The sequence below is a fragment of the Paenibacillus sp. GM1FR genome (genome assembly GCF_002803315.1).
Lineage (GTDB): Bacteria > Bacillota > Bacilli > Paenibacillales > Paenibacillaceae > Paenibacillus > Paenibacillus amylolyticus.
Genome location: NZ_MKZL01000001.1, coordinates 26238 through 44065 on the forward strand (window position 1 = coordinate 26238; position 17828 = coordinate 44065).

A 17828-nucleotide genomic window follows, 5' to 3' on the forward strand; every position below is an offset into this window, starting at 1 on the left:
ATACGAATGATTGAAAGGAAGGCGGTATGCATGAATCTGTATCATATCCAGTCCACCGTGCACGGAATCAACAGAGTAACATCCTTTTTGGAAGACAATTATATTGGTATTGCTTGGTCAGGTACAGGGGATCTGGAGCAAACGCCCCGGGAACTATGGAAGGAACTGTTGGTTCAACACTATCCCTTGGATGAAGCAGAATTGGCGAGCACACTCGCGACACTACATATGTTTGCTAACCTCATGCAGGATGGAGATTATGTATTAATTAGCGATGATGAATGGACGTATGTTGGGGATATCGGGGATTATTATTATGACGATTCCGCTGGTACAGAAAACGACTTGATCTGTCACCGTCGGGGAGTTACATGGTTGGGTCGTATTCCTCTCGCGGAGCTGAATGACAAAGTGCAGGCACTGCAAAATGATTCAGCCATCCTTGCGAAGTTTGAGTATCCCATATCACAAGCACAGCTGGATCGAGGTCTTGCAGTCAGCATAACAGCCGAAGCAACGAACTCACTCTCAACAGGGGTAGATGAAGCCACGATTCAGACAGCTCTCCAGGTGCTGAGAGAAGCGTTACACAGTGAGGAAGAAGAGCTGCGAATTCATGCGGCAACAGCCATTTTGCAGTATGCCAAACCATAAACCCTTAACTATATAAATTGAACGAAACATTTACACAAAACGGAGAGGAAAGAAAGAACCTGAAGAAGCCGAGCGTTCGCCTACAAGCTTTCTGCAAGAAAGCTACATCGGAAGGTTGTTCTGTCATCGGAGTGTCCAGTGTAAATATTCGTTAGTTCATTTTATATAGCTCTGAGATCTGTTCATTTATATTCCTATGACTTAGTCCACCGTGATAACAAACCACAGATGTAATGTCGAGTTCGATATACTTTTTCAAAGAGAATCGAGCTGTCTCTGTATCCAGCGTAGTAGGTTCATGAATGCCTCCAAGCATGCCGTCTACACTGTACATTGAATCTCCGGCGATGAGCGTCTTGCTGTCCATCAAATATAGACTGATATGACCTGGCGTATGACCAGGTGTATGAATAACGCGAATTCCACCGCAAAACGGCAGTTCCTGACCATCAGTAACCGTTTCATCTACTTTTCCCATTGGAGGATGTTCAAGGTGACCATCTTTGAGAAGAGGGAGCTGCCCCTCAATATATGGTTTATCCAGCTCATGCGCATATATCTTGACTTGTGAGCCACACTCCTGCAAAATCTCGGGAAGACACCCGATATGGTCCATATCCTGATGTGTCAAAATCACTGCTTTAAGTCGGCTGATCGGCACACCAATCTTTTCGAGTGCGATACACAAATCGTCATATTGTCCAGGGAATCCGGTATCAATTAACACAACCATTTCTTCATCCCATATCAGCACAGGGTGAATTATATTCCCCTCAAAATCAAGCTGAAGCATCGTTATTCCCTTTGAAATTTCCATAATATCAGACCTCCGAGAGTTGAATTTCATATACATCGTTGCTCGTTATATTTCTTATGTAAACGAATAAAGACTGCAAAAAGATACGTTCGGTTGCTTATAGAAATATTCAATGAATGGGGGAATTGACGCTTGGTGTTGGGAATGATAATTTAGATATATCATTTAAACCAATAAGTCCAATAAGATAAAGGGGGTATGTGGGATGACACATATCGTGCATGCAGCAGCTGAAGATATTCGTAGCGAGGATTCGCTACTATTGATCAAGGAACTGAGTGAAGAACTCGGTTTGTTATATGGTGGTGATGGAACTGCAGGATTTCAACTGTCAGACGTTGAGGTGCCCCGTGCGGCTTTTATCGTTGCCAGGATCGACGGGTATCCGGTTGGTTGCGGAGCACTTAGACCCCTTGATGAAACATCTGTAGAAGTTAAACGCATGTATACACGCAATGGTTACCGCCGTAAGGGGATTGCCCAGGCTATATTGGCCGAGGCAGAGCGTCTTGCGAACGAACTTGGTTATACCAATCTGAAACTGCAAACAGGTCCATTGCAACCAGAAGCTGTAGCGCTGTATGAGCGTGTAGGGTATTATCGAATTCCTGTTTTCAGTGGCAATTGGGACAGAGTGTTGGCCTATCAGAAAGATCTGGTACACGAAAAAGTATAATTCTACGAATCACAGCTTTTTTTGCTGAACGTACAGAGGAACACAAGATAAAAGTAAAAAAGTCGCCTATTGGCGACTTTTTGCATTTTAACATACTGAATTTACTCCAATTATCTCATCTGAAAATATAGACAAAAGCGTTCAATCCGTTGCGCTATTATTGATCGAAGGTTCTTGATGTTGGACACCCCATTCGCATAGTCCTTCCAAAACGGGCAATAACGTTTCAGCTTTGGCTGTCAGACGGTACTCGACTTTAGGAGGGACTTGGGGATACTCTTTCCGTTCGACCATACCATCTGCTTCTAATTCTTTGAGCTGTGAACTCAGCGTTTTATACGTGATAGCGCCGATCTGTCTTTTTAGTTCATTGAAACGGACAGGTGGGTTTTCTGCCAGAAGATACAAAATCACCATTTTCCATTTACCACCAATGACAGACAACGTATATCCAAAAGGGGTATCTTGAATGTTTTTAACTTTACCGTGGTATTCAGCCATACTCATCATTTACACTATCCTTCCGGGTAGTACCTATCATAAAAGACCGTACTATTTATTTGTTTGGGCTCAGTTTATACTAACCTTACTTTGAAGTAAAGGAGATTTACGATGACTCAAAAAACAATACGTCTGCTTATGCCACAATGGCAAGGTGGAGATAATCCTAACTACTCTTTTGGAGCGGAGCTGCTTGCATGGCTTGCACCTGACAATGATCAACCTCTCATTCATGTTCCTGTTGACGCTTATGATGGAACATCTCTGGTAAGCGAGAACGGGATAAAAGGCAGAGCACAGCTACTTCAGCAATTGCAGGCTGCCCAGCATATTATTCAAGCTCACCAGCCCGATCGCATTGTCATGTTTGGCGGTGACTGTTTGGTTGAACAAGCCCCGTTTGCTTATTTAAATGAACGATATGGCGGAGAACTTGGTTTGATATGGATTGATGCACATGGTGATCTGGTTAGATACGAGGGCTATGACAACGGTCATACTTTACCGCTTGGGAACCTTCTTGGGGAAGGCGATCCGGAGTTTGCTAAACATGTGAGTGTCCCCTTGAAGCCCGAACATGTCTTCATGGCCGGGTTGACAACCCCCACGGAACAGGAAACCGAAGTAATTCAAAGATTGGGTATCCGAACGGCTGGAACTGAAGAATTAACCCATGGCATGGATTCGATTAAGAAGTGGATTAAAGAGACTGGGTTCAAACACCTGGCAATTCATCTTGATCTGGATGTGCTTGATCCCAACATGTTCCGTTCATTGTTATTCGCCAAGCCAGGAGAACCTTATGAGTTTTCACCAGCGGGAACCATGCAATTACCTCACTTGCTTCATCTGATCAAAGAACTGTCTGAAGAAACAGATGTAGTTGGATTAGGAATAACTGAGCATATGCCGTGGGATGCCATTAACTTGAAGAATTTGCTTGGAGAAATACCTATCCTGAACCAGTGATATAGGTAATAAGTCACCAGAATATATCAGAATACTGATATAAGGAGTCAAAATATAGGAAGATTACAGATAAAAATATCAATATTATTATATGGGTGGTTCGACGAGAATCAGAAATTAAACAAACTGAGGAGAGACACCCAGATGGTCACGTTATTGTTAATCATTATTTATCTCGCATTTATAGGGCTGGGATTACCTGATGCTTTACTTGGTAGTGCCTGGTCCGTTATGAAAAACGATATACATGCGACAACAGAAATGGCTGGTTACATATCGCTAATCATTTCATTTAGTACAGTAGTGTCCAGTCTGTCCGCCAGCCGATTGTTACACCGGTTCGGAACGGGTAAAGTCACGTTATTCAGTATCCTCTCAACAACGATCGCGCTGTTGGGATTCTCATTTTCTGAGAATTTTGTGTTTTTACTGATTCTGGCGATCCCTCTCGGCTTAGGTGCAGGTTCGGTGGATGCGGCACTAAGTAATTATGTAGCATTGCATTTCAAGGCCAAGCATATGAACTGGTTGCATTGTTTCTGGGGAATTGGCGCAGTGACAGGCCCACTCGTTATGGCATATTGGCTGAATCAAGCAAACAACTGGCGTGCAGGATACGTTACTGTGGGGTTGATTTTGCTTGGGATCGTGGTGGTCTTATTATCAACTTTGTCTCTATGGAAGATTTTTGAGAAGGGAAGAGTAGAGGGTTCAGGTGATGAGAAGAAACGCGTAAGCAACCGTGAGGCCTTACGTATCCCCGGCGTGAAAATGTCGATGCTTGCGATGCTCTGTTACAACGGTTCCGAAACTGCAGCCGGTCTGTGGATGGCTTCATTCTTCATCGGAAGCAAAGGAGTTTCCCCAGGTACTGCCGCAGCACTATCCTCCCTATTTTTTATTGGCATCATCTTGGGACGTGTGATCTCAGGTTTTCTTTCCACTCATGTATCCAGCAAAATTCTCATCAGGTATGGTGGAATCGTTGGATGCTTCGGGCTGGTTATCCTGGTTATGCCGATTCCGTATTGGATTGCCGCAGGTGCATTATTCATCGTGGGATTGGGCGGAGCACCGATCTATCCGAGTATTGTTCATGCGACACCGGAACGCTTCGGTGAGAAGGCATCCCCAAGTGTAATTGGACTTGAAATGGCCAGTGCCTATACAGGTTCAACACTCATCCCGTTAGGTATGGGACTTATAGCCAGCCAATGGGGAATGTCAATGGTACCCCTGATCCTGCTGATTCTGTTCAGTGTCATGTACACGGCAACAGAGCTGGTTAACAGAATCAACAAGGCTACGCGTCTGACCGTCTAGCTCTTGCTATAGGTCATTAAGGTTCTGCCACTATACAACAAAGGAACAACCATCGCTGGTTGTTCCTTTTGGTGTGTGGACTATTTTTTATAAGAAGATCAGTAACAATGTTCCTGCAGCAAAACAGTAATACGAAAAGTATTTCAGATTGCCTTTGGCCATAATGCCCATAAACCATCTCATGGAGAAATACGTGACAAAGAGTGTCGTGATGAATGCGATCAGATAAGGGATAGCCAGTTGTGATCGATTCGGATCATTGGCAATGTCGGATACCCCCATGATAAGTCCGCCAATACTGATGGGAATGTACAGCATAAAGGAGAACTTCAAAGCTGTTTCCTGTTTCATGCCAACAGCGATGGACGCAATTACAGTTGCCCCTGAGCGGCTAATCCCCGGAATAAGAGCGACCGCCTGAGCCAGACCTACCAACAATGCATCTTTCGTAGACAGATCACCGTCTTGCTTGCGACCACGAAGATTACGAATAAGCCACAAGGCAACCCCGGTGATTAATAGCGCGATGGAAACGGTATATACGGATGAGAAGATTTCTTCAATCCGGTCCTTGAACAGGACTGCAACGACAGCAGCAGGGATCGTACCAATAATTATGTATAAGCAAAACATGAAGTCTGCTCGATATTCTTCTTTACGAGTACGCAGGTAACCTAATGCACCAATAATCAACTTTTTAATATCTTCCCGGAAAATAAAAATAATAGCGATAAGTGATGCTGTGTTTGTTAAAATCTCAAATGACAATCCATTCTGCTTGATGCCCATAAGTTTCTGGGCGATGATCAGATGACCGCTTGAGGAGACGGGGATTGGCTCCGTCGCACCTTGAACAATACCTAAAAACAAATACTTTAACCACAATATAATCTCTTCCATGTTGTCCTCCTTGATTACGTTTCATTGGCTTTTCAAAACTCTCTTTTTTAAAAAAAGTGAATGGTTTACTCTATTGATGATAGCTGTTTAACTTGGTGACTTGCAAGTTAGAGTTCATAGAGGGGGTGAAGTAAACATAGCTTGTCAAATCCTGCATAGCATGATATCGTTGATAACGATTATCAATATCAACGAAAAGGTGGGTTTATTTTGCGTAAACAGATAAAATCAATATGGATCATGATGGCACTTATCTTGCTGATTGTACTTAGTGCATGTGGTCAGTCTGCTACGACCAATAGTACAAACGGGGACAGCACGAATGTGGCTACGGAGACAGAAACCAAGACGGACTCGGATTCAGCTTCTTCCGCTGAATCAACGGCAACTGCCGAAGAGGAACTTGTTACATATCAATCGGATGCAGGCGAAGTACAGGTACCGAAGAATCCTAAGCGTATTATTGATTTGACATCATTTTCGACAGGCTACTTTGTTGCCTTGGATGCACCGGTAGTCGGCGCTTTATCAGGAGCGATGAACAACAAATATATCAAGGATCAACTTGCAGCAGCGGGCACCAGTGATCTGGGTCAAGAGCCTACACCAGAGAAACTAATCAGTTTAAAACCTGACTTATTTATCGTGTACACTGGAACAGAGGGCATCGACAAGCTGGAGCAGATTGCGCCTGTTGTACAGATTGCATATGGTAAGCGCAATTTCAAGGATCTAATGCTTGAAATGGGTAAGCTCACCAATAGAGAAGACGCAGCGAAAGCTTGGAATGCTAAATGGGAAGCGAAGATCGACGAACTGAAGCCCAAGGTTCAGGAAGCTGTAGGCGATCGTACCGTTTCCATACTGAATCCATACGCCAAAGGATTATTTGTATTCGGTCATAACTATGGTCGAGGTGGTGAAATTATTTACGGGGAGTTTGATCTCAAGGCGCCAGCCAAGGCCCAAGCTGAAGCGATTGACAGCGGAACTGGATGGGCTTCAATCTCCATGGAACTATTACCGGAGTATGCGGGGGATATCATCTTCACCAGCCCGTGGTCGGGAGATACAACCGATCCCAAGATCGTATATGACAATACATTATGGAAGAACTTGCCTGCGGTGAAGGCAAATCATGTGTTCCAGCTTGATCCGACTTCAGACTCGTACAACGATCCGTTAACGTTGGAAGGTCAGCTTCAATTTATTTCCGATAGCCTGCTTACCGCGAAGTAAGATTAGACTGCATAAATGGTAATACTGGAGCATTTCCAAATGTCGTTACAAGACGGGGAAATGCTCTTCTTATGAGCTTAGAATGTTATATACGTCGAACTTGGATGGGTTTTGACCAATGTAATTAAGCTTGATACAATAGGATAACAGCTGATGAACATTAAATATCAAGTGGGGTGATCTAGATTGCAGCAAAAGAGTGAACGTTTGAATGTTTGGTTGGCTTTCTCTAACATTCATACCCATCTGAACGAGAAGCTGGAACAAGCTCTGCTTCAACAATATGACTTATCTTTGAAGGAATTTTATGTATTAAACTTCATATATAATGCGGAGGGTAAGGAATTACGCCTACAGCAACTTCAAGAACTAGTAGGGTTGAGCCAAAGTGCTACTTCCAGGCTCGTCGTTAGGATGGAAGCCAAAGACTGTGGGGCTCTGGAAAGACATGCATGTGAAGATGACCGGCGTGGCATTTACACTCGAATTACGGAGCTTGGAGAGAATAAATACAAGAAAGCACTTCAAACGTTTAATCAGGTCTTGCAAACTGAATTGGAACAGGATGGATTTGAGACTCGATTAGAGAACCTCACTAAAGAATTGTTCTAAGGCTAGGGGAAATATAGGGTAATGTAGTCATTTACCCTATAAGAAGACTTGACACTCATTAATATATCCGTTAAATTAAATGCATGCGCATGAATTTAATATGGGTGCGGTGATTTTGTATAAAGGAGGTATTGAACATGAAGGTCTTCGTTGTAGGATCAAATGGACAGATTGGTCAACAACTTATTCATCTTTTGAAGAATAGTGAAGAACACACCGTTCTTGCCATGGTACGAAAACAAGAACAGGTAGATTCATTTGCAGCACAGGGTGTGGAAACGGTGCTTGCCGACTTGGAAGGTACGGTTGACTCACTTGTAGCTGCTGCAACGGGTTGTGATGCCATTGTATTTGCGGCTGGTTCTGGCGGTACAACGGGATATGATAAAACACTCCTGATTGATCTGGATGGTGCCGGGAAAACCATTGAAGCGGCTCAAAAAGCGGGTATTGATCGATTTATCATGGTGAGTGCGATCCAAGCCAATAATCGTGAGAACTGGCATGATAACATCCTTCCATATTATGCAGCGAAACACTATGCTGATAGATTGTTAGAGATCAGTGGATTAACATATACCATTATACGTCCAGGGATTCTAATGAATGAACCGGGAACAGGTAAAGTTACTGCTGCTGAGAATATCACAACCGGTAACATTGCTCGTGAAGATGTAGCTCATGTGATTTTGGCCAGTTTGAGTGAGAAGAATACCTACAAGCGTTCATTTGATCTAATCGCTGGTGAGGATACAATATCTGAGGTATTGAGTGGGCTCTGATCCAAAACAAAATTTCCGACGATATCAGATGAGTTAAGAGAGGGCTATACAATGATTATGTTGATGCTTTTGACCTTCATATTAGGTATCTTCATCGTTGTACGTCAATTTTGGCCAGTGCGCAATCTTGAATATATAGATTATCAAGTATTTCTCAGACAAGAGCGTGATTTTCGGCAGTATAAAGTGATCGATATTCGAGATGCGACGGATTATATGGTTAATCCTACTCCGGATACGATTAACATCTCATTGGGGCGCCTTGCTTTCACATGGGAAAAATACCTTCTTCGAGAAGATAACGTAATTATAATGTCACCTGGTATGCTTCAATCCAAAAAGGCTGTTCGTATTTTGCGAAAGCATGGATTTGAATGTGTTTATGTGATGAAGTAAATGAACTAAAAGATACATGCGAGTTCCAAATCATACGGAGTTATTAATTGTAGGTATTGATTCGATGCTTGCGCATGCATTTTTATTATTCATGATTCATGAAAAGGGGAGTTTTATTTTGATGACAGATTTGTTTAGTCCATATTCTTTTAAAAGCCTAGAGCTTAAAAACCGTGTCGTAATGGCTCCAATGTGCCAATATTCAGTTGAGCAAAAAGATGGTATTGCAACCGATTGGCATTATATGCATTACGTTAGTCGTGCTGTAGGAGGAGCAGGTCTCATTATCATTGAAATGACAGATGTGGAACCGGATGGCCGGATCTCAGATTATGATCTTGGGTTATGGTCAGATGAACAGATCCCAGCTCTGAAGCGGATCGTAGATGCGTGTCACAGTTATGGGGCCAAGGTTGGCATTCAGATTGCTCATGCGGGCCGCAAAGCAGAAGATGCCGAAGTTCCAGTTGCTCCATCCGCGATCGCCTTTGATGAGAATTCCAAGCAACCTAGAGCGCTCACAACGGATGAAGTTAAAGGAATGGTTGAGAAATTCCGGAGTGCTGTAGCTCGTGCTGTGAAAGCTGGTTTTGATGCGATTGAGCTTCATGGCGCACATGGATATCTGATTCATCAGTTCCATTCTCCACTAACAAACAAGCGAGAAGACGAATATGGTCAAGATTTAACGTTATTTGGACGGGAGATCATTCAGGCTGCAAAGGCAGAGATGCCCGAGGATATGCCCTTGATGATGCGTATTTCAGCCAAAGAATACGTCGAAGGTGGCTATGGCATTAACGAAAGTTCCGAGTTTGCCAAGGCTTATAAAGAGGCAGGTGTTGACGTATTTGACATCTCATCTGGTGGCGAGGGACCTATTGGTGCATCGGGCAGACCAGGAACTCACGCAGCTTATCAAGTACCTCTCGCTAAAGCAATCAAAGAAGCTCTTGATGTGCCTGTGATTGCTGTTGGAAGGCTGGACGACCCGAAATTGGCAAATGCAGTCATCGGAAATGAAGAAGCCGATCTCGTTGCGGTCGGAAGAGGGCTGTTAAGAAATCCTTACTGGGCCTTGGAAGCTGCGTCTGCTTTGCGCAAGACAACGGACGTTCCAAAACAATATACGAATGGTTTTTAATGTATTAATAATTTAAGGATTAAATGATCTTCATTAATACAGAAATAAGAAAGGACTCCTCTAATAAAACAGAAGGAGTCCTTTTTGAGGTTAAACTATACAAGGTAAAGGAACGATATTAGCCAGTAACCAGTCAAGAGATGGTACTGGTCTCATCGGTTTTACTTCGCAGGCGTTTAATATCTTCTCTGGGTGGGAATCCGAACATGCGAGAATATTCACGACTGAATTGGGAAGGGCTCTCATAACCTACCTGAAATGCTACATCTGCTGCATCGGTGGACTTGGATAATAACAAGCGGCGCGCTTCTTGCAGCCTCAATTGTTTTTGAAACTGAATCGGACTCATGGCAGTCACTTCTTTAAAGTGTCTGTGTAGCGAGGCAGTACTCATATTTGCCAAATCCGCCAATTCCTCAACCCGAAAATTCCGCTCAGAATGATTCATAATATATTCAATAACGTCTCTGATTCGATAGGTATGGCTGCCCTCCATGGTAGCTTGTTCCAGGGCATTCCCATGTGGGCCTTTCAGAACTTTATAGAGAATTTCCTTTTTGAACAAAGGAGCGAGCAGCGGGATATCTTCTGAATGATCCTCCAACAAACGGGCTAACCTGAAGACTGCATCCAGCAGAGACGGCTCAGCTTGGCTGACAAACATGGCACGTCTCGTTGTTTTCCGCGGTCTTGCTGGGAAATCGGAATGGTTCAATACCTCCAGAATCTCACTGGATGTGAATTCAAGTTTCAGGGCCAGATAGGGAGCCTCAGACGAGGCTTGAATTACTTGTCCACTAACCGGCAAGTCAACGGTTGCCACGATATAACTTCCCGGACCATACCGGAAACGATCCTGTCCCAGCAGGACCTCTTTTTCACCCTGAACGATAATGCAAAAGGATGGTTCATTCACTCTAAATATAGGTTCAGTAACGACCGATTCACGGATTAGAAATAATGAAGGGATTGCCGTAGGATGTACCCCATCCTTGTCAGAATAACGATCAATGAGTGTGGCTAATTCGTTCTGTTGTTCATGTATTTGATCAGACATGCAAAGTTCTCCTTTTTTCCTCACAACATAATAATCACATTCTATCGTATATTGACCGAAGGCGGTAGAAAACGGATAGGAATAGGCAAACATTTGATGTGAATGGATAAGACATGCTGATTGCTGGTTACATAATCACAAGTACACAGGTCATGATATACAACAAGTACAGAAGATATACACTTACGGTTCAGCTAATACATGATAAGATGAGAATGAAAAGGGTATCTGCATCTTTTATTTACTGATCGTTCCCGATGTGTTAGATTGATTTTGGGAGGGAAGTTGAATGGCTAGAAGTAAAGAGTTTGAAGTGAATGAAGTATTGGATAAAGCAATGAAAATCTTCTGGGAACAAGGTTACGAGAAAACGTCGATGAGTGATCTGGTTGAGCATATGGGCATTCATCGCAGAAGTATATATGATACGTTCGACGATAAACATACGCTGTTTTTGAAGGCTATGGATCGTTATAGTGGCAAGATCAGCGCCACATTACTCGCAGAAATCAAGGCATCCAAGACGGCAGTGGAAGCACTGCATAAAATTTTCGATGTTATGATCAGTGCAGTAGAGGATACGCCATCGGGATGCTTGATCGTGAACTCCGCCGTGGAGCTAGGCACACGTGATCAGGAAGTGGACAACCGATCTCTTGAATCGTTTAACGAAGCTGAGCGAATGTTCGAGCAGATTATTCAATGGGGGCAGCGGGAGGGAGAATTCTCTTCTGATCATGATGCGAAGGAAATGGCAGAGTACCTGCACAATATTTCTGTCGGCATCAGAGCCATGGCAAGAACCTCGACGGATAAGGAAAAATTAAACCGGATTATCCATGTAACGATGAAACTTTTGGAAAAATGATGAGTAGAGACATACCCAAAAAAGTAGCTTGAAATCCGTTAGAGGACTTCAAGCTACTTTTTTTGTGCGCTAATTTTAGAAAATAGAAAGTATGAACCATCAATTGGTGATGGCATTTTCCAGCGGTTTAATTTTATGAATCTCTTCGGTCCCAGCCTTCAAAGCTGTTTCGTAGTAGGAGCGTTTGTGCTCGATGACTTCCATGGTTCTTCTTAGTTCCTCCATTTGTGCTTCCACAATAGCTTTTCGCTCCGTAAACATGTCATATCTTTGCTTCAGCGAGGAGTCCCCTTCAGAGCACCATTCAATAAAGTCCTTAATGTCTTTAATAGGCATGCCGGTCAGCTTCAGACATTGGATGATCTTTAGAAAGTCAATGTCGGAGTCTTTGAACAAACGTGTTCCACTTGTGGTACGTTCCACAAAAGGCATGAGTCCTTCCTTGTCGTAGTAACGCAATGTATATACCGTAAGGTCTAATTTTTTGGCAACTTCACCGATTGAATAGGTCATTTGCATAAAATTCCTTTCTACTGGGGCTAGACTTCGAGTTAACTCTAGGATGATCAGAGTGAATTCTACCATGCTGCATACAACATGTCAAAGTACGTTGGAGATAAAAAAAGTAAGATAAACATTTGACCTAGAGTTAACTAGAGGGAGTAAGATTATTTTGAACTTTAAATTACTAGGAGGTTATCCCATTGATTATAGCTAAAGCCAGAGCCGTTGACGGACCGGACCAACAATTCAGAAGTGCTGAAATTAAACGACGTGATCTGGATACTAATGATGTATTAATTGAGATTAAATATGCTGGTATCTGCCATTCTGACATCCATACTGCCCACGGTGAATGGGGCCCTGTGGATTATCCACTCGTTCCTGGACACGAGATTGCCGGGATTGTAACCGATGTAGGAACAGGGGTCTCCAAATACAAAGTCGGTGATCGAGTAGGAGTCGGATGTATGGTGGACTCTTGTGGCGAGTGTGATAACTGCCGCAAAGGTGAAGAGCAATACTGTCTCAAAGGAAATATTCCTACTTACGCTGGTGTAGACAAATACGGTGAGCCTACGCAAGGTGGATATTCAACTCACATTGTTGTCGTAGAGGATTTCATCGTGCGCATCCCTGATAACATTGCACTTGATGCTGCTGCACCTTTGCTGTGTGCCGGTATTACGACGTATTCACCACTTCATCACTGGGGAGCTGGCCCAGGTAAGAAGGTTGCCGTTGTAGGTATGGGTGGTCTAGGTCATATGGCTGTCAAAATTGCGCATGCGATGGGTGCCGAAGTAACGGTTCTCTCCCAATCCTTGAGCAAAAAAGAAGATGGACTACAATTTGGTGCAGATCACTACTTTGCCACAAGCGAGCCGGAAACATTCGAGAAACTTGCAGGCACATTTGATCTGATGATTAACACGGTAAGTGCGAATATTGACATTAACGCTTATTTCTCACTGCTCACACTGGATGGTACACTCGTGAACGTGGGTGCTCCTGCAGAGCCTTTAGCTGTTAACGTATTCTCACTCATCGGCCATCGCCGTTCATTCGCGGGTTCCATGATTGGTGGCATTCGTGAGACACAGGAAATGCTTGATTTCTGTGCAGAACATGATATTGCACCTAACATTGAGGTCATCTCCGCCGATCAGATTGACGAAGCATACAAACGTGTATTGGCTTCCGACGTGAAATATCGCTTTGTTATTGATATCAGCACCATGTAATTGTGAACTGCGCAATAGTGATAGTTAAAGATAGAAAAAAGCAGCTGCCGCCAAGGTCAGCTGCTTTTTGCTTTTCAGTTTGTTAATTGCTGATCATTCTACAACCCGTGCTCTTTTCGCAACGAACAGAAGATACCTGCGTCTAATAACTAGTGAAGTAAACATGAAAGGAGTGGAATGAGAAAGATGACAGTATCATTTTCACATCAGCCTGAAGGGTACGAATGTCCATTTTGTCGTATTTGGGGTATCGAGCGACCTGATCAGGGAACAAAACAAAGGGATATCATCTATCAGAATGAAATGGTAACGGCATTTATAGCGGGCAAATGGTGGCCAAACAATAAAGGACATGTTCTTATTGTTCCGAATCAACATTTCGAGAACATCTTTGAACTCCCTGCGGATTACGCTGTTGAAATCCACCGCGCGGCTCAGCTTACAGCATTTGCAATGAAAAGTACATATGGATGTGATGGGATTTCGACACGGCAACATAATGAACCTGCTGGAAATCAAGACGTCTGGCATTATCATCTCCATGTTTACCCTAGATACGTAAATGATCAACTGTATCTGACAAACGGTTCGCAGTCCGATACAGATGAACGCGCTCTCTATGCGGATAAGTTGCGATCTTGGATAAAAGAAAACATTTAAAGTCTAGCAGGCTGCTCATTTTTTGTTGAGTTATCGGCAGATAAGGGTTTTTGAATTTGATATTCATGATAGAATAAGATTGAATTGGACAATATAAGTAGTAGATTTCTTGTTATAGGGGGAAACTAATGGAGACCTTTGCAGAATTTATAGCACGCATCGATAACCCGGAACACCAGGCACGAACGGAAGAAGTTTTGAACCGGGTCACTGAAAAATTCCCGAATTTAAAACAAAAAATAGCCTGGAATCAACCGATGTTTACCGACCATGAGACCTTTATTATTGGCTTTAGTGTATCCAAGCAACACTTGGCTGTTGCTCCCGAGAAGGCAGGAATTAATCGTTTTTCGGAAGAGATCATACAGGCGGGTTATGATCACACCAAAGAGTTGGTGCGGATGAAGTGGAAACAGGAGATTGATTTTTCGTTACTTGAGAGAATGATTGAGTTCAATATAGCGGATAAGGCAGAATGTTCAACATTCTGGCGAAAATAAATCGCGATATAAAAAGAAGACCCCCAACTTCCGGATACGGAAAGAGGAGGTCTTCTATATTTTAAGCAAAAGCGATTATTGAGCACCTACTACGGGGTGAGGTACATAAGGCTCTTCAAGGAAAGTTACGTCTTCTGAGGTCAACTTAACAGAAAGAGCACCTACCGCATCTTCCAGATGCGATATTTTGGTGGCACCGATAATTGGTGCCGCTACAGTGTCTTTTTGCAGCAACCAGGCAAGTGCAATGTGTGTGCGAGGGACACCGTATTTTTCTGCAATGGATGCAACTCGTTCAACAACAAGCCGATCCGCATCACTTGTCGCATTGTACTTGGATTTCTGAATTTTGTCTGTCTCGGATCGAAGTGTTGATACGGACCAGTCACGGGTTAACCTGCCTGAAGCAAGAGGACTGTAGGGAGTCACACCAATCTTTTCTTCCTTGCATAAAGGCAACATTTCTCGTTCCTCTTCACGGTAGATGAGATTCAGGTGGTTTTGCATGGAGACAAACTTGGTCCAACCATTTTTCTCTGCTACATGTAATGCTTTTTGGAACTGCCATGCAAACATGGCCGAAGCGCCAATATATCTCACTTTACCGGACTTCACCACATCATGTAAGGCTTCCATGGTTTCTTCAATAGGCGTATTGTAGTCCCAACGATGGATGATATACAGATCCACATAATCGGTTTCCAATCGTTTCAGGCTTTTATCAATCTCACTCAGGATGGCTTTTCTGGAAAGACCAGAACCGTTGGGTCCTTGATGCATTTGTCCGTGTACTTTGGTAGCAATGACAACCTCATCCCGATTTGCATAATCTTTTAACGCCCGACCAAGATACTCCTCGCTTGTACCCAGAGAGTATACATTCGCTGTATCGAAGAAATTAATGCCTAGATCCAGCGCTTTCTTTATCACCGGGCGAGAATTTTCTTCATTCAGTACCCATTCATGAACCCATTTACTGGCATCCCCAAATCCCATACATCCCAGGCAAAATCGAGATACGTCCAAGCCTGTATTACCAAGTTTCGTATATTCCATGTCATGTTCAAATCCTTTCTAATGTTTATTATTGCCACCTGTAGGGTGATCTATATACACATTATTATGTCATAACGAAGGGAACAACCTGTACCACATTTCTATCAAAGTTTTGCCTAATCCTATCAGAATCTCTGAATTTGAATCAGTTGAGCCCATTAAAGTTCTCATATAAAAAGAACAAGCCATTCGTTTCTCTGGTTGGAGATTCAAATGGCTTGTTCATAAAATATTATTTAATCATTGTTTGATGAATCCAATCGCTTATTTTGGTTAATTTAAGATTGGCTTTGATATTATCATCTAACTCTTCATACCGTGGAAGAAGATCTGTATGCCCATCAATCCATTGGTACAATCCTTTAAGACCTGCTGCTGTCTCACTTCCCAACAAAGGCTGAATCGCTGCTTCAAAATGATCAAAAGGTAGAGACATGAAGCTGATCTTTTCACCTAATACAGCACTGAATTGTTCCGCTAATTGTGCACCTGTCAGGGCTTCTAATCCGGGTGCTGGGATAATGCTTCCTGCCAATTCCGAATGAGTCAAGGCATAATAGTGGAATTGAGCTGCATCGTTTAAGCTAATCCAGGAGATCGGCTTGTCTGCTGGTACCGGGTAGGCCAAAACGCCATTGTTCAGTATTCCGGGAATCAGGAAGTTTTCCAAGTATACAATGGGTTCCACAATGATATATGGAAGACCACTTTGCTGCAATTCGTGGATAACTTCACGTTTCAATTCAATTCCTTTGGAATGGGTGATAGGGTCAGGAACATAGGTACCTGTGTTAACTACAATCAATTTAACGTTTGCCTGTATAGCAGCATCAATTGCATTTTTGGTATATTGTCTGATCTTATCCGGATTGAACTCCACCGGCAGGTTCAGGAAGACTTTACTTACACCTTCATGCGCCGTATGGAGCTGTTCCACATCTGATAGATCCCCGATGAAAGCTTCAATGTTTTGTTCCTTCAGTGTGTTGGCTGTTGCCTCATTTCGAGTAATCGTGCGAACCTCACAACCGTGTTGAACGAGTAATTGAGCGACAGCGCCGCCTTGGGAGCCCGATGCCCCATATACTAAAAATCGATCATTCTGTGTCATAGTGGTCAATAACTTCCTTTCAATATGTGATTGGAATGAATGAGTTAACACTCAGCATTGACCTCAGCATAACGGATTTAGAATAGGAGCGTAAGTACGCACATTAATGATATAAAGTATCCCTTGGGATACTATGGGAAGGCGTTTTACATATGTTTCGATCCCCAATCACCTAACTGAAACAAGATCGAAGTCAGGCTTTGTCCTTTTTCTGTAAGGGAATATTCGACTTTAGGCGGAACTACAGGGTGGGTAACACGGTTTATCAAACCAGCTTCTTCAAGTTCTCGTAATTGCCTGGTTAACGTTCGATGCGTAATGGGGTCAAGCATTTTCTGTAATTCATTGAATCGAATTGTTGAATGGCGGATGAGACGATTTATAATTAATAACTTCCATTTCCCACCAATCATATTGACTGCAAACTCAACAGGACACCGGTCCTCCACAGGTTCTATATTCATGTTTATGTATCCCTCCCAAAAGCATCAACTCATGTTTCATGTTTCGTTCATTTTATCGAATTTATAAAGGGGTGTATAGCTTACAGCGCATTCAGGGTATGAACCATGCCCAGGACACAAAAAAAGATGCCCCCCAGTGTAGCTCGAGGGACACCTTATATAATATAAATTATTGTTCAACTCAGACAGAACGGAAAAAAGCATTGAACGTGAAAAAAAGCCATGATATAATCTATAGCGCAATTGACATTTATATTGAATGTAAAGGTTGAATCATTATTTCTCCTAATTTAATTTTACATCCGACATTCCGATTTGTCAATGCTCTTTTTTTGGTCCTAATAAATGGAAAAG

At 42.9% G+C, this 17828-nt stretch carries 21 protein-coding genes; 13 read left to right on the forward strand and 8 right to left on the reverse strand.

Going from position 1 to position 17828, the window contains the following annotated elements:
* Window positions 1-30: 30 nt before the first annotated feature.
* Complete coding sequence (locus PAEAM_RS00115) at window positions 31-654, forward strand: hypothetical protein (RefSeq protein ID WP_100526188.1); 624 nt, start codon at window positions 31-33, stop codon at window positions 652-654.
* Window positions 655-805: 151 nt separating this feature from the next.
* On the opposite strand, the gene PAEAM_RS00120 is transcribed toward PAEAM_RS00115, so the two are convergent.
* The gene (locus PAEAM_RS00120; RefSeq protein WP_100526189.1) at window positions 806-1471 is read right to left on the reverse strand and encodes an MBL fold metallo-hydrolase; all 666 of its coding nucleotides are present in this window, start codon (window positions 1469-1471) and stop codon (window positions 806-808) included.
* Window positions 1472-1676: 205 nt separating this feature from the next.
* Between PAEAM_RS00120 and PAEAM_RS00125 the strand changes: the two genes are divergently transcribed.
* The gene (locus PAEAM_RS00125) at window positions 1677-2147 is read left to right on the forward strand and encodes a GNAT family N-acetyltransferase (protein ID WP_100526190.1); all 471 of its coding nucleotides are present in this window, start codon (window positions 1677-1679) and stop codon (window positions 2145-2147) included.
* A gap of 141 nt (window positions 2148-2288) precedes the next feature.
* On the opposite strand, the gene PAEAM_RS00130 is transcribed toward PAEAM_RS00125, so the two are convergent.
* Entirely contained in the window at window positions 2289-2654 is a 366-nt protein-coding gene (locus PAEAM_RS00130; protein ID WP_036608870.1) for a winged helix-turn-helix transcriptional regulator, read from the reverse strand.
* Window positions 2655-2759: 105 nt separating this feature from the next.
* Between PAEAM_RS00130 and PAEAM_RS00135 the strand changes: the two genes are divergently transcribed.
* Window positions 2760-3617, forward strand: a complete 858-nt coding sequence (locus PAEAM_RS00135; protein WP_100526191.1) for an arginase family protein — start codon at window positions 2760-2762, stop codon at window positions 3615-3617.
* Window positions 3618-3761: 144 nt separating this feature from the next.
* Complete coding sequence (locus PAEAM_RS00140) at window positions 3762-4940, forward strand: MFS transporter (protein ID WP_100526192.1); 1179 nt, start codon at window positions 3762-3764, stop codon at window positions 4938-4940.
* An 87-nt stretch (window positions 4941-5027) separates the two neighbouring features.
* Here PAEAM_RS00140 and PAEAM_RS00145 read toward each other — a convergent pair whose 3' ends face one another.
* Window positions 5028-5840 (reverse strand): undecaprenyl-diphosphate phosphatase, encoded by an 813-nt coding sequence (locus PAEAM_RS00145; RefSeq protein WP_036608062.1) that lies wholly within the window; start codon window positions 5838-5840, stop codon window positions 5028-5030.
* Window positions 5841-6050: 210 nt separating this feature from the next.
* On the opposite strand from PAEAM_RS00145, the gene PAEAM_RS00150 reads away from it, so the two are divergent.
* The 5 genes from PAEAM_RS00150 (at window position 6051) to PAEAM_RS00170 (ending at window position 10013) form a co-directional block, all read left to right on the forward strand.
* On the forward strand, window positions 6051-7079 hold the full coding sequence (locus PAEAM_RS00150) for an ABC transporter substrate-binding protein (RefSeq protein WP_100526193.1): 1029 nt from the start codon (window positions 6051-6053) through the stop codon (window positions 7077-7079).
* Between the two features lie 186 nt (window positions 7080-7265).
* On the forward strand, window positions 7266-7691 hold the full coding sequence (locus PAEAM_RS00155; RefSeq protein WP_017688556.1) for a MarR family winged helix-turn-helix transcriptional regulator: 426 nt from the start codon (window positions 7266-7268) through the stop codon (window positions 7689-7691).
* A gap of 137 nt (window positions 7692-7828) precedes the next feature.
* Window positions 7829-8473, forward strand: a complete 645-nt coding sequence (locus tag PAEAM_RS00160) for an SDR family oxidoreductase (RefSeq protein WP_100526194.1) — start codon at window positions 7829-7831, stop codon at window positions 8471-8473.
* Window positions 8474-8524: 51 nt separating this feature from the next.
* Window positions 8525-8869, forward strand: a complete 345-nt coding sequence (locus PAEAM_RS00165) for a rhodanese-like domain-containing protein (protein WP_100526195.1) — start codon at window positions 8525-8527, stop codon at window positions 8867-8869.
* Between the two features lie 121 nt (window positions 8870-8990).
* Window positions 8991-10013 carry an NADH:flavin oxidoreductase/NADH oxidase gene (locus PAEAM_RS00170; protein WP_100526196.1) on the forward strand — a complete coding sequence of 341 codons (1023 nt, stop codon included), beginning with the start codon at window positions 8991-8993 and terminating at the stop codon, window positions 10011-10013.
* Window positions 10014-10146: 133 nt separating this feature from the next.
* On the opposite strand, the gene PAEAM_RS00175 is transcribed toward PAEAM_RS00170, so the two are convergent.
* The gene (locus tag PAEAM_RS00175; RefSeq protein WP_100526197.1) at window positions 10147-11070 is read right to left on the reverse strand and encodes an AraC family transcriptional regulator; all 924 of its coding nucleotides are present in this window, start codon (window positions 11068-11070) and stop codon (window positions 10147-10149) included.
* A gap of 289 nt (window positions 11071-11359) precedes the next feature.
* On the opposite strand from PAEAM_RS00175, the gene PAEAM_RS00180 reads away from it, so the two are divergent.
* On the forward strand, window positions 11360-11938 hold the full coding sequence (locus PAEAM_RS00180; protein WP_100526198.1) for a TetR/AcrR family transcriptional regulator: 579 nt from the start codon (window positions 11360-11362) through the stop codon (window positions 11936-11938).
* Between the two features lie 99 nt (window positions 11939-12037).
* On the opposite strand, the gene PAEAM_RS00185 is transcribed toward PAEAM_RS00180, so the two are convergent.
* Window positions 12038-12451 carry a MerR family transcriptional regulator gene (locus PAEAM_RS00185; RefSeq protein WP_100526199.1) on the reverse strand — a complete coding sequence of 138 codons (414 nt, stop codon included), beginning with the start codon at window positions 12449-12451 and terminating at the stop codon, window positions 12038-12040.
* Between the two features lie 191 nt (window positions 12452-12642).
* On the opposite strand from PAEAM_RS00185, the gene PAEAM_RS00190 reads away from it, so the two are divergent.
* The 3 genes from PAEAM_RS00190 (at window position 12643) to PAEAM_RS00200 (ending at window position 14843) form a co-directional block, all read left to right on the forward strand.
* Complete coding sequence (locus tag PAEAM_RS00190; protein WP_100526200.1) at window positions 12643-13683, forward strand: NAD(P)-dependent alcohol dehydrogenase; 1041 nt, start codon at window positions 12643-12645, stop codon at window positions 13681-13683.
* 186 nt (window positions 13684-13869) lie between these two features.
* Complete coding sequence (locus PAEAM_RS00195) at window positions 13870-14343, forward strand: HIT family protein (RefSeq protein WP_100526201.1); 474 nt, start codon at window positions 13870-13872, stop codon at window positions 14341-14343.
* A gap of 128 nt (window positions 14344-14471) precedes the next feature.
* On the forward strand, window positions 14472-14843 hold the full coding sequence (locus tag PAEAM_RS00200) for an iron chaperone (protein WP_100526202.1): 372 nt from the start codon (window positions 14472-14474) through the stop codon (window positions 14841-14843).
* A gap of 75 nt (window positions 14844-14918) precedes the next feature.
* Here the strand turns inward: PAEAM_RS00200 and PAEAM_RS00205 are convergent, their stop codons facing one another.
* The 3 genes from PAEAM_RS00205 to PAEAM_RS00215 all read right to left on the reverse strand — a co-directional run bounded on the left by PAEAM_RS00205 (window position 14919) and on the right by PAEAM_RS00215 (window position 17474).
* Window positions 14919-15899 (reverse strand): aldo/keto reductase, encoded by a 981-nt coding sequence (locus tag PAEAM_RS00205; protein ID WP_076327636.1) that lies wholly within the window; start codon window positions 15897-15899, stop codon window positions 14919-14921.
* A gap of 232 nt (window positions 15900-16131) precedes the next feature.
* Window positions 16132-17010 (reverse strand): SDR family oxidoreductase, encoded by an 879-nt coding sequence (locus tag PAEAM_RS00210; RefSeq protein WP_100526203.1) that lies wholly within the window; start codon window positions 17008-17010, stop codon window positions 16132-16134.
* Between the two features lie 146 nt (window positions 17011-17156).
* Entirely contained in the window at window positions 17157-17474 is a 318-nt protein-coding gene (locus PAEAM_RS00215; protein WP_017688544.1) for a winged helix-turn-helix transcriptional regulator, read from the reverse strand.
* Window positions 17475-17828: the final 354 nt, after the last annotated feature.

Bases quoted from the DNA above. Each gene is read 5' to 3' on its own strand.
- PAEAM_RS00140 (WP_100526192.1), top strand. From the start codon at position 3,762: ATGGTCACGTTATTGTTAATCATTATTTATCTCGCATTTATAGGGCTG.
- PAEAM_RS00210 (WP_100526203.1), bottom strand. From the start codon at position 17,010: ATGACACAGAATGATCGATTTTTAGTATATGGGGCATCGGGCTCCCAA.
- PAEAM_RS00160 (WP_100526194.1), top strand. From the start codon at position 7,829: ATGAAGGTCTTCGTTGTAGGATCAAATGGACAGATTGGTCAACAACTT.
- PAEAM_RS00185 (WP_100526199.1), bottom strand. From the start codon at position 12,451: ATGACCTATTCAATCGGTGAAGTTGCCAAAAAATTAGACCTTACGGTA.
- PAEAM_RS00130 (WP_036608870.1), bottom strand. From the start codon at position 2,654: ATGAGTATGGCTGAATACCACGGTAAAGTTAAAAACATTCAAGATACC.
- PAEAM_RS00125 (WP_100526190.1), top strand. From the start codon at position 1,677: ATGACACATATCGTGCATGCAGCAGCTGAAGATATTCGTAGCGAGGAT.
- PAEAM_RS00215 (WP_017688544.1), bottom strand. From the start codon at position 17,474: ATGAATATAGAACCTGTGGAGGACCGGTGTCCTGTTGAGTTTGCAGTC.
- PAEAM_RS00200 (WP_100526202.1), top strand. From the start codon at position 14,472: ATGGAGACCTTTGCAGAATTTATAGCACGCATCGATAACCCGGAACAC.
- PAEAM_RS00145 (WP_036608062.1), bottom strand. From the start codon at position 5,840: ATGGAAGAGATTATATTGTGGTTAAAGTATTTGTTTTTAGGTATTGTT.
- PAEAM_RS00170 (WP_100526196.1), top strand. From the start codon at position 8,991: ATGACAGATTTGTTTAGTCCATATTCTTTTAAAAGCCTAGAGCTTAAA.
- PAEAM_RS00205 (WP_076327636.1), bottom strand. From the start codon at position 15,899: ATGGAATATACGAAACTTGGTAATACAGGCTTGGACGTATCTCGATTT.
- PAEAM_RS00165 (WP_100526195.1), top strand. From the start codon at position 8,525: ATGATTATGTTGATGCTTTTGACCTTCATATTAGGTATCTTCATCGTT.
- PAEAM_RS00120 (WP_100526189.1), bottom strand. From the start codon at position 1,471: ATGGAAATTTCAAAGGGAATAACGATGCTTCAGCTTGATTTTGAGGGG.
- PAEAM_RS00175 (WP_100526197.1), bottom strand. From the start codon at position 11,070: ATGTCTGATCAAATACATGAACAACAGAACGAATTAGCCACACTCATT.
- PAEAM_RS00195 (WP_100526201.1), top strand. From the start codon at position 13,870: ATGACAGTATCATTTTCACATCAGCCTGAAGGGTACGAATGTCCATTT.
- PAEAM_RS00115 (WP_100526188.1), top strand. From the start codon at position 31: ATGAATCTGTATCATATCCAGTCCACCGTGCACGGAATCAACAGAGTA.
- PAEAM_RS00180 (WP_100526198.1), top strand. From the start codon at position 11,360: ATGGCTAGAAGTAAAGAGTTTGAAGTGAATGAAGTATTGGATAAAGCA.
- PAEAM_RS00135 (WP_100526191.1), top strand. From the start codon at position 2,760: ATGACTCAAAAAACAATACGTCTGCTTATGCCACAATGGCAAGGTGGA.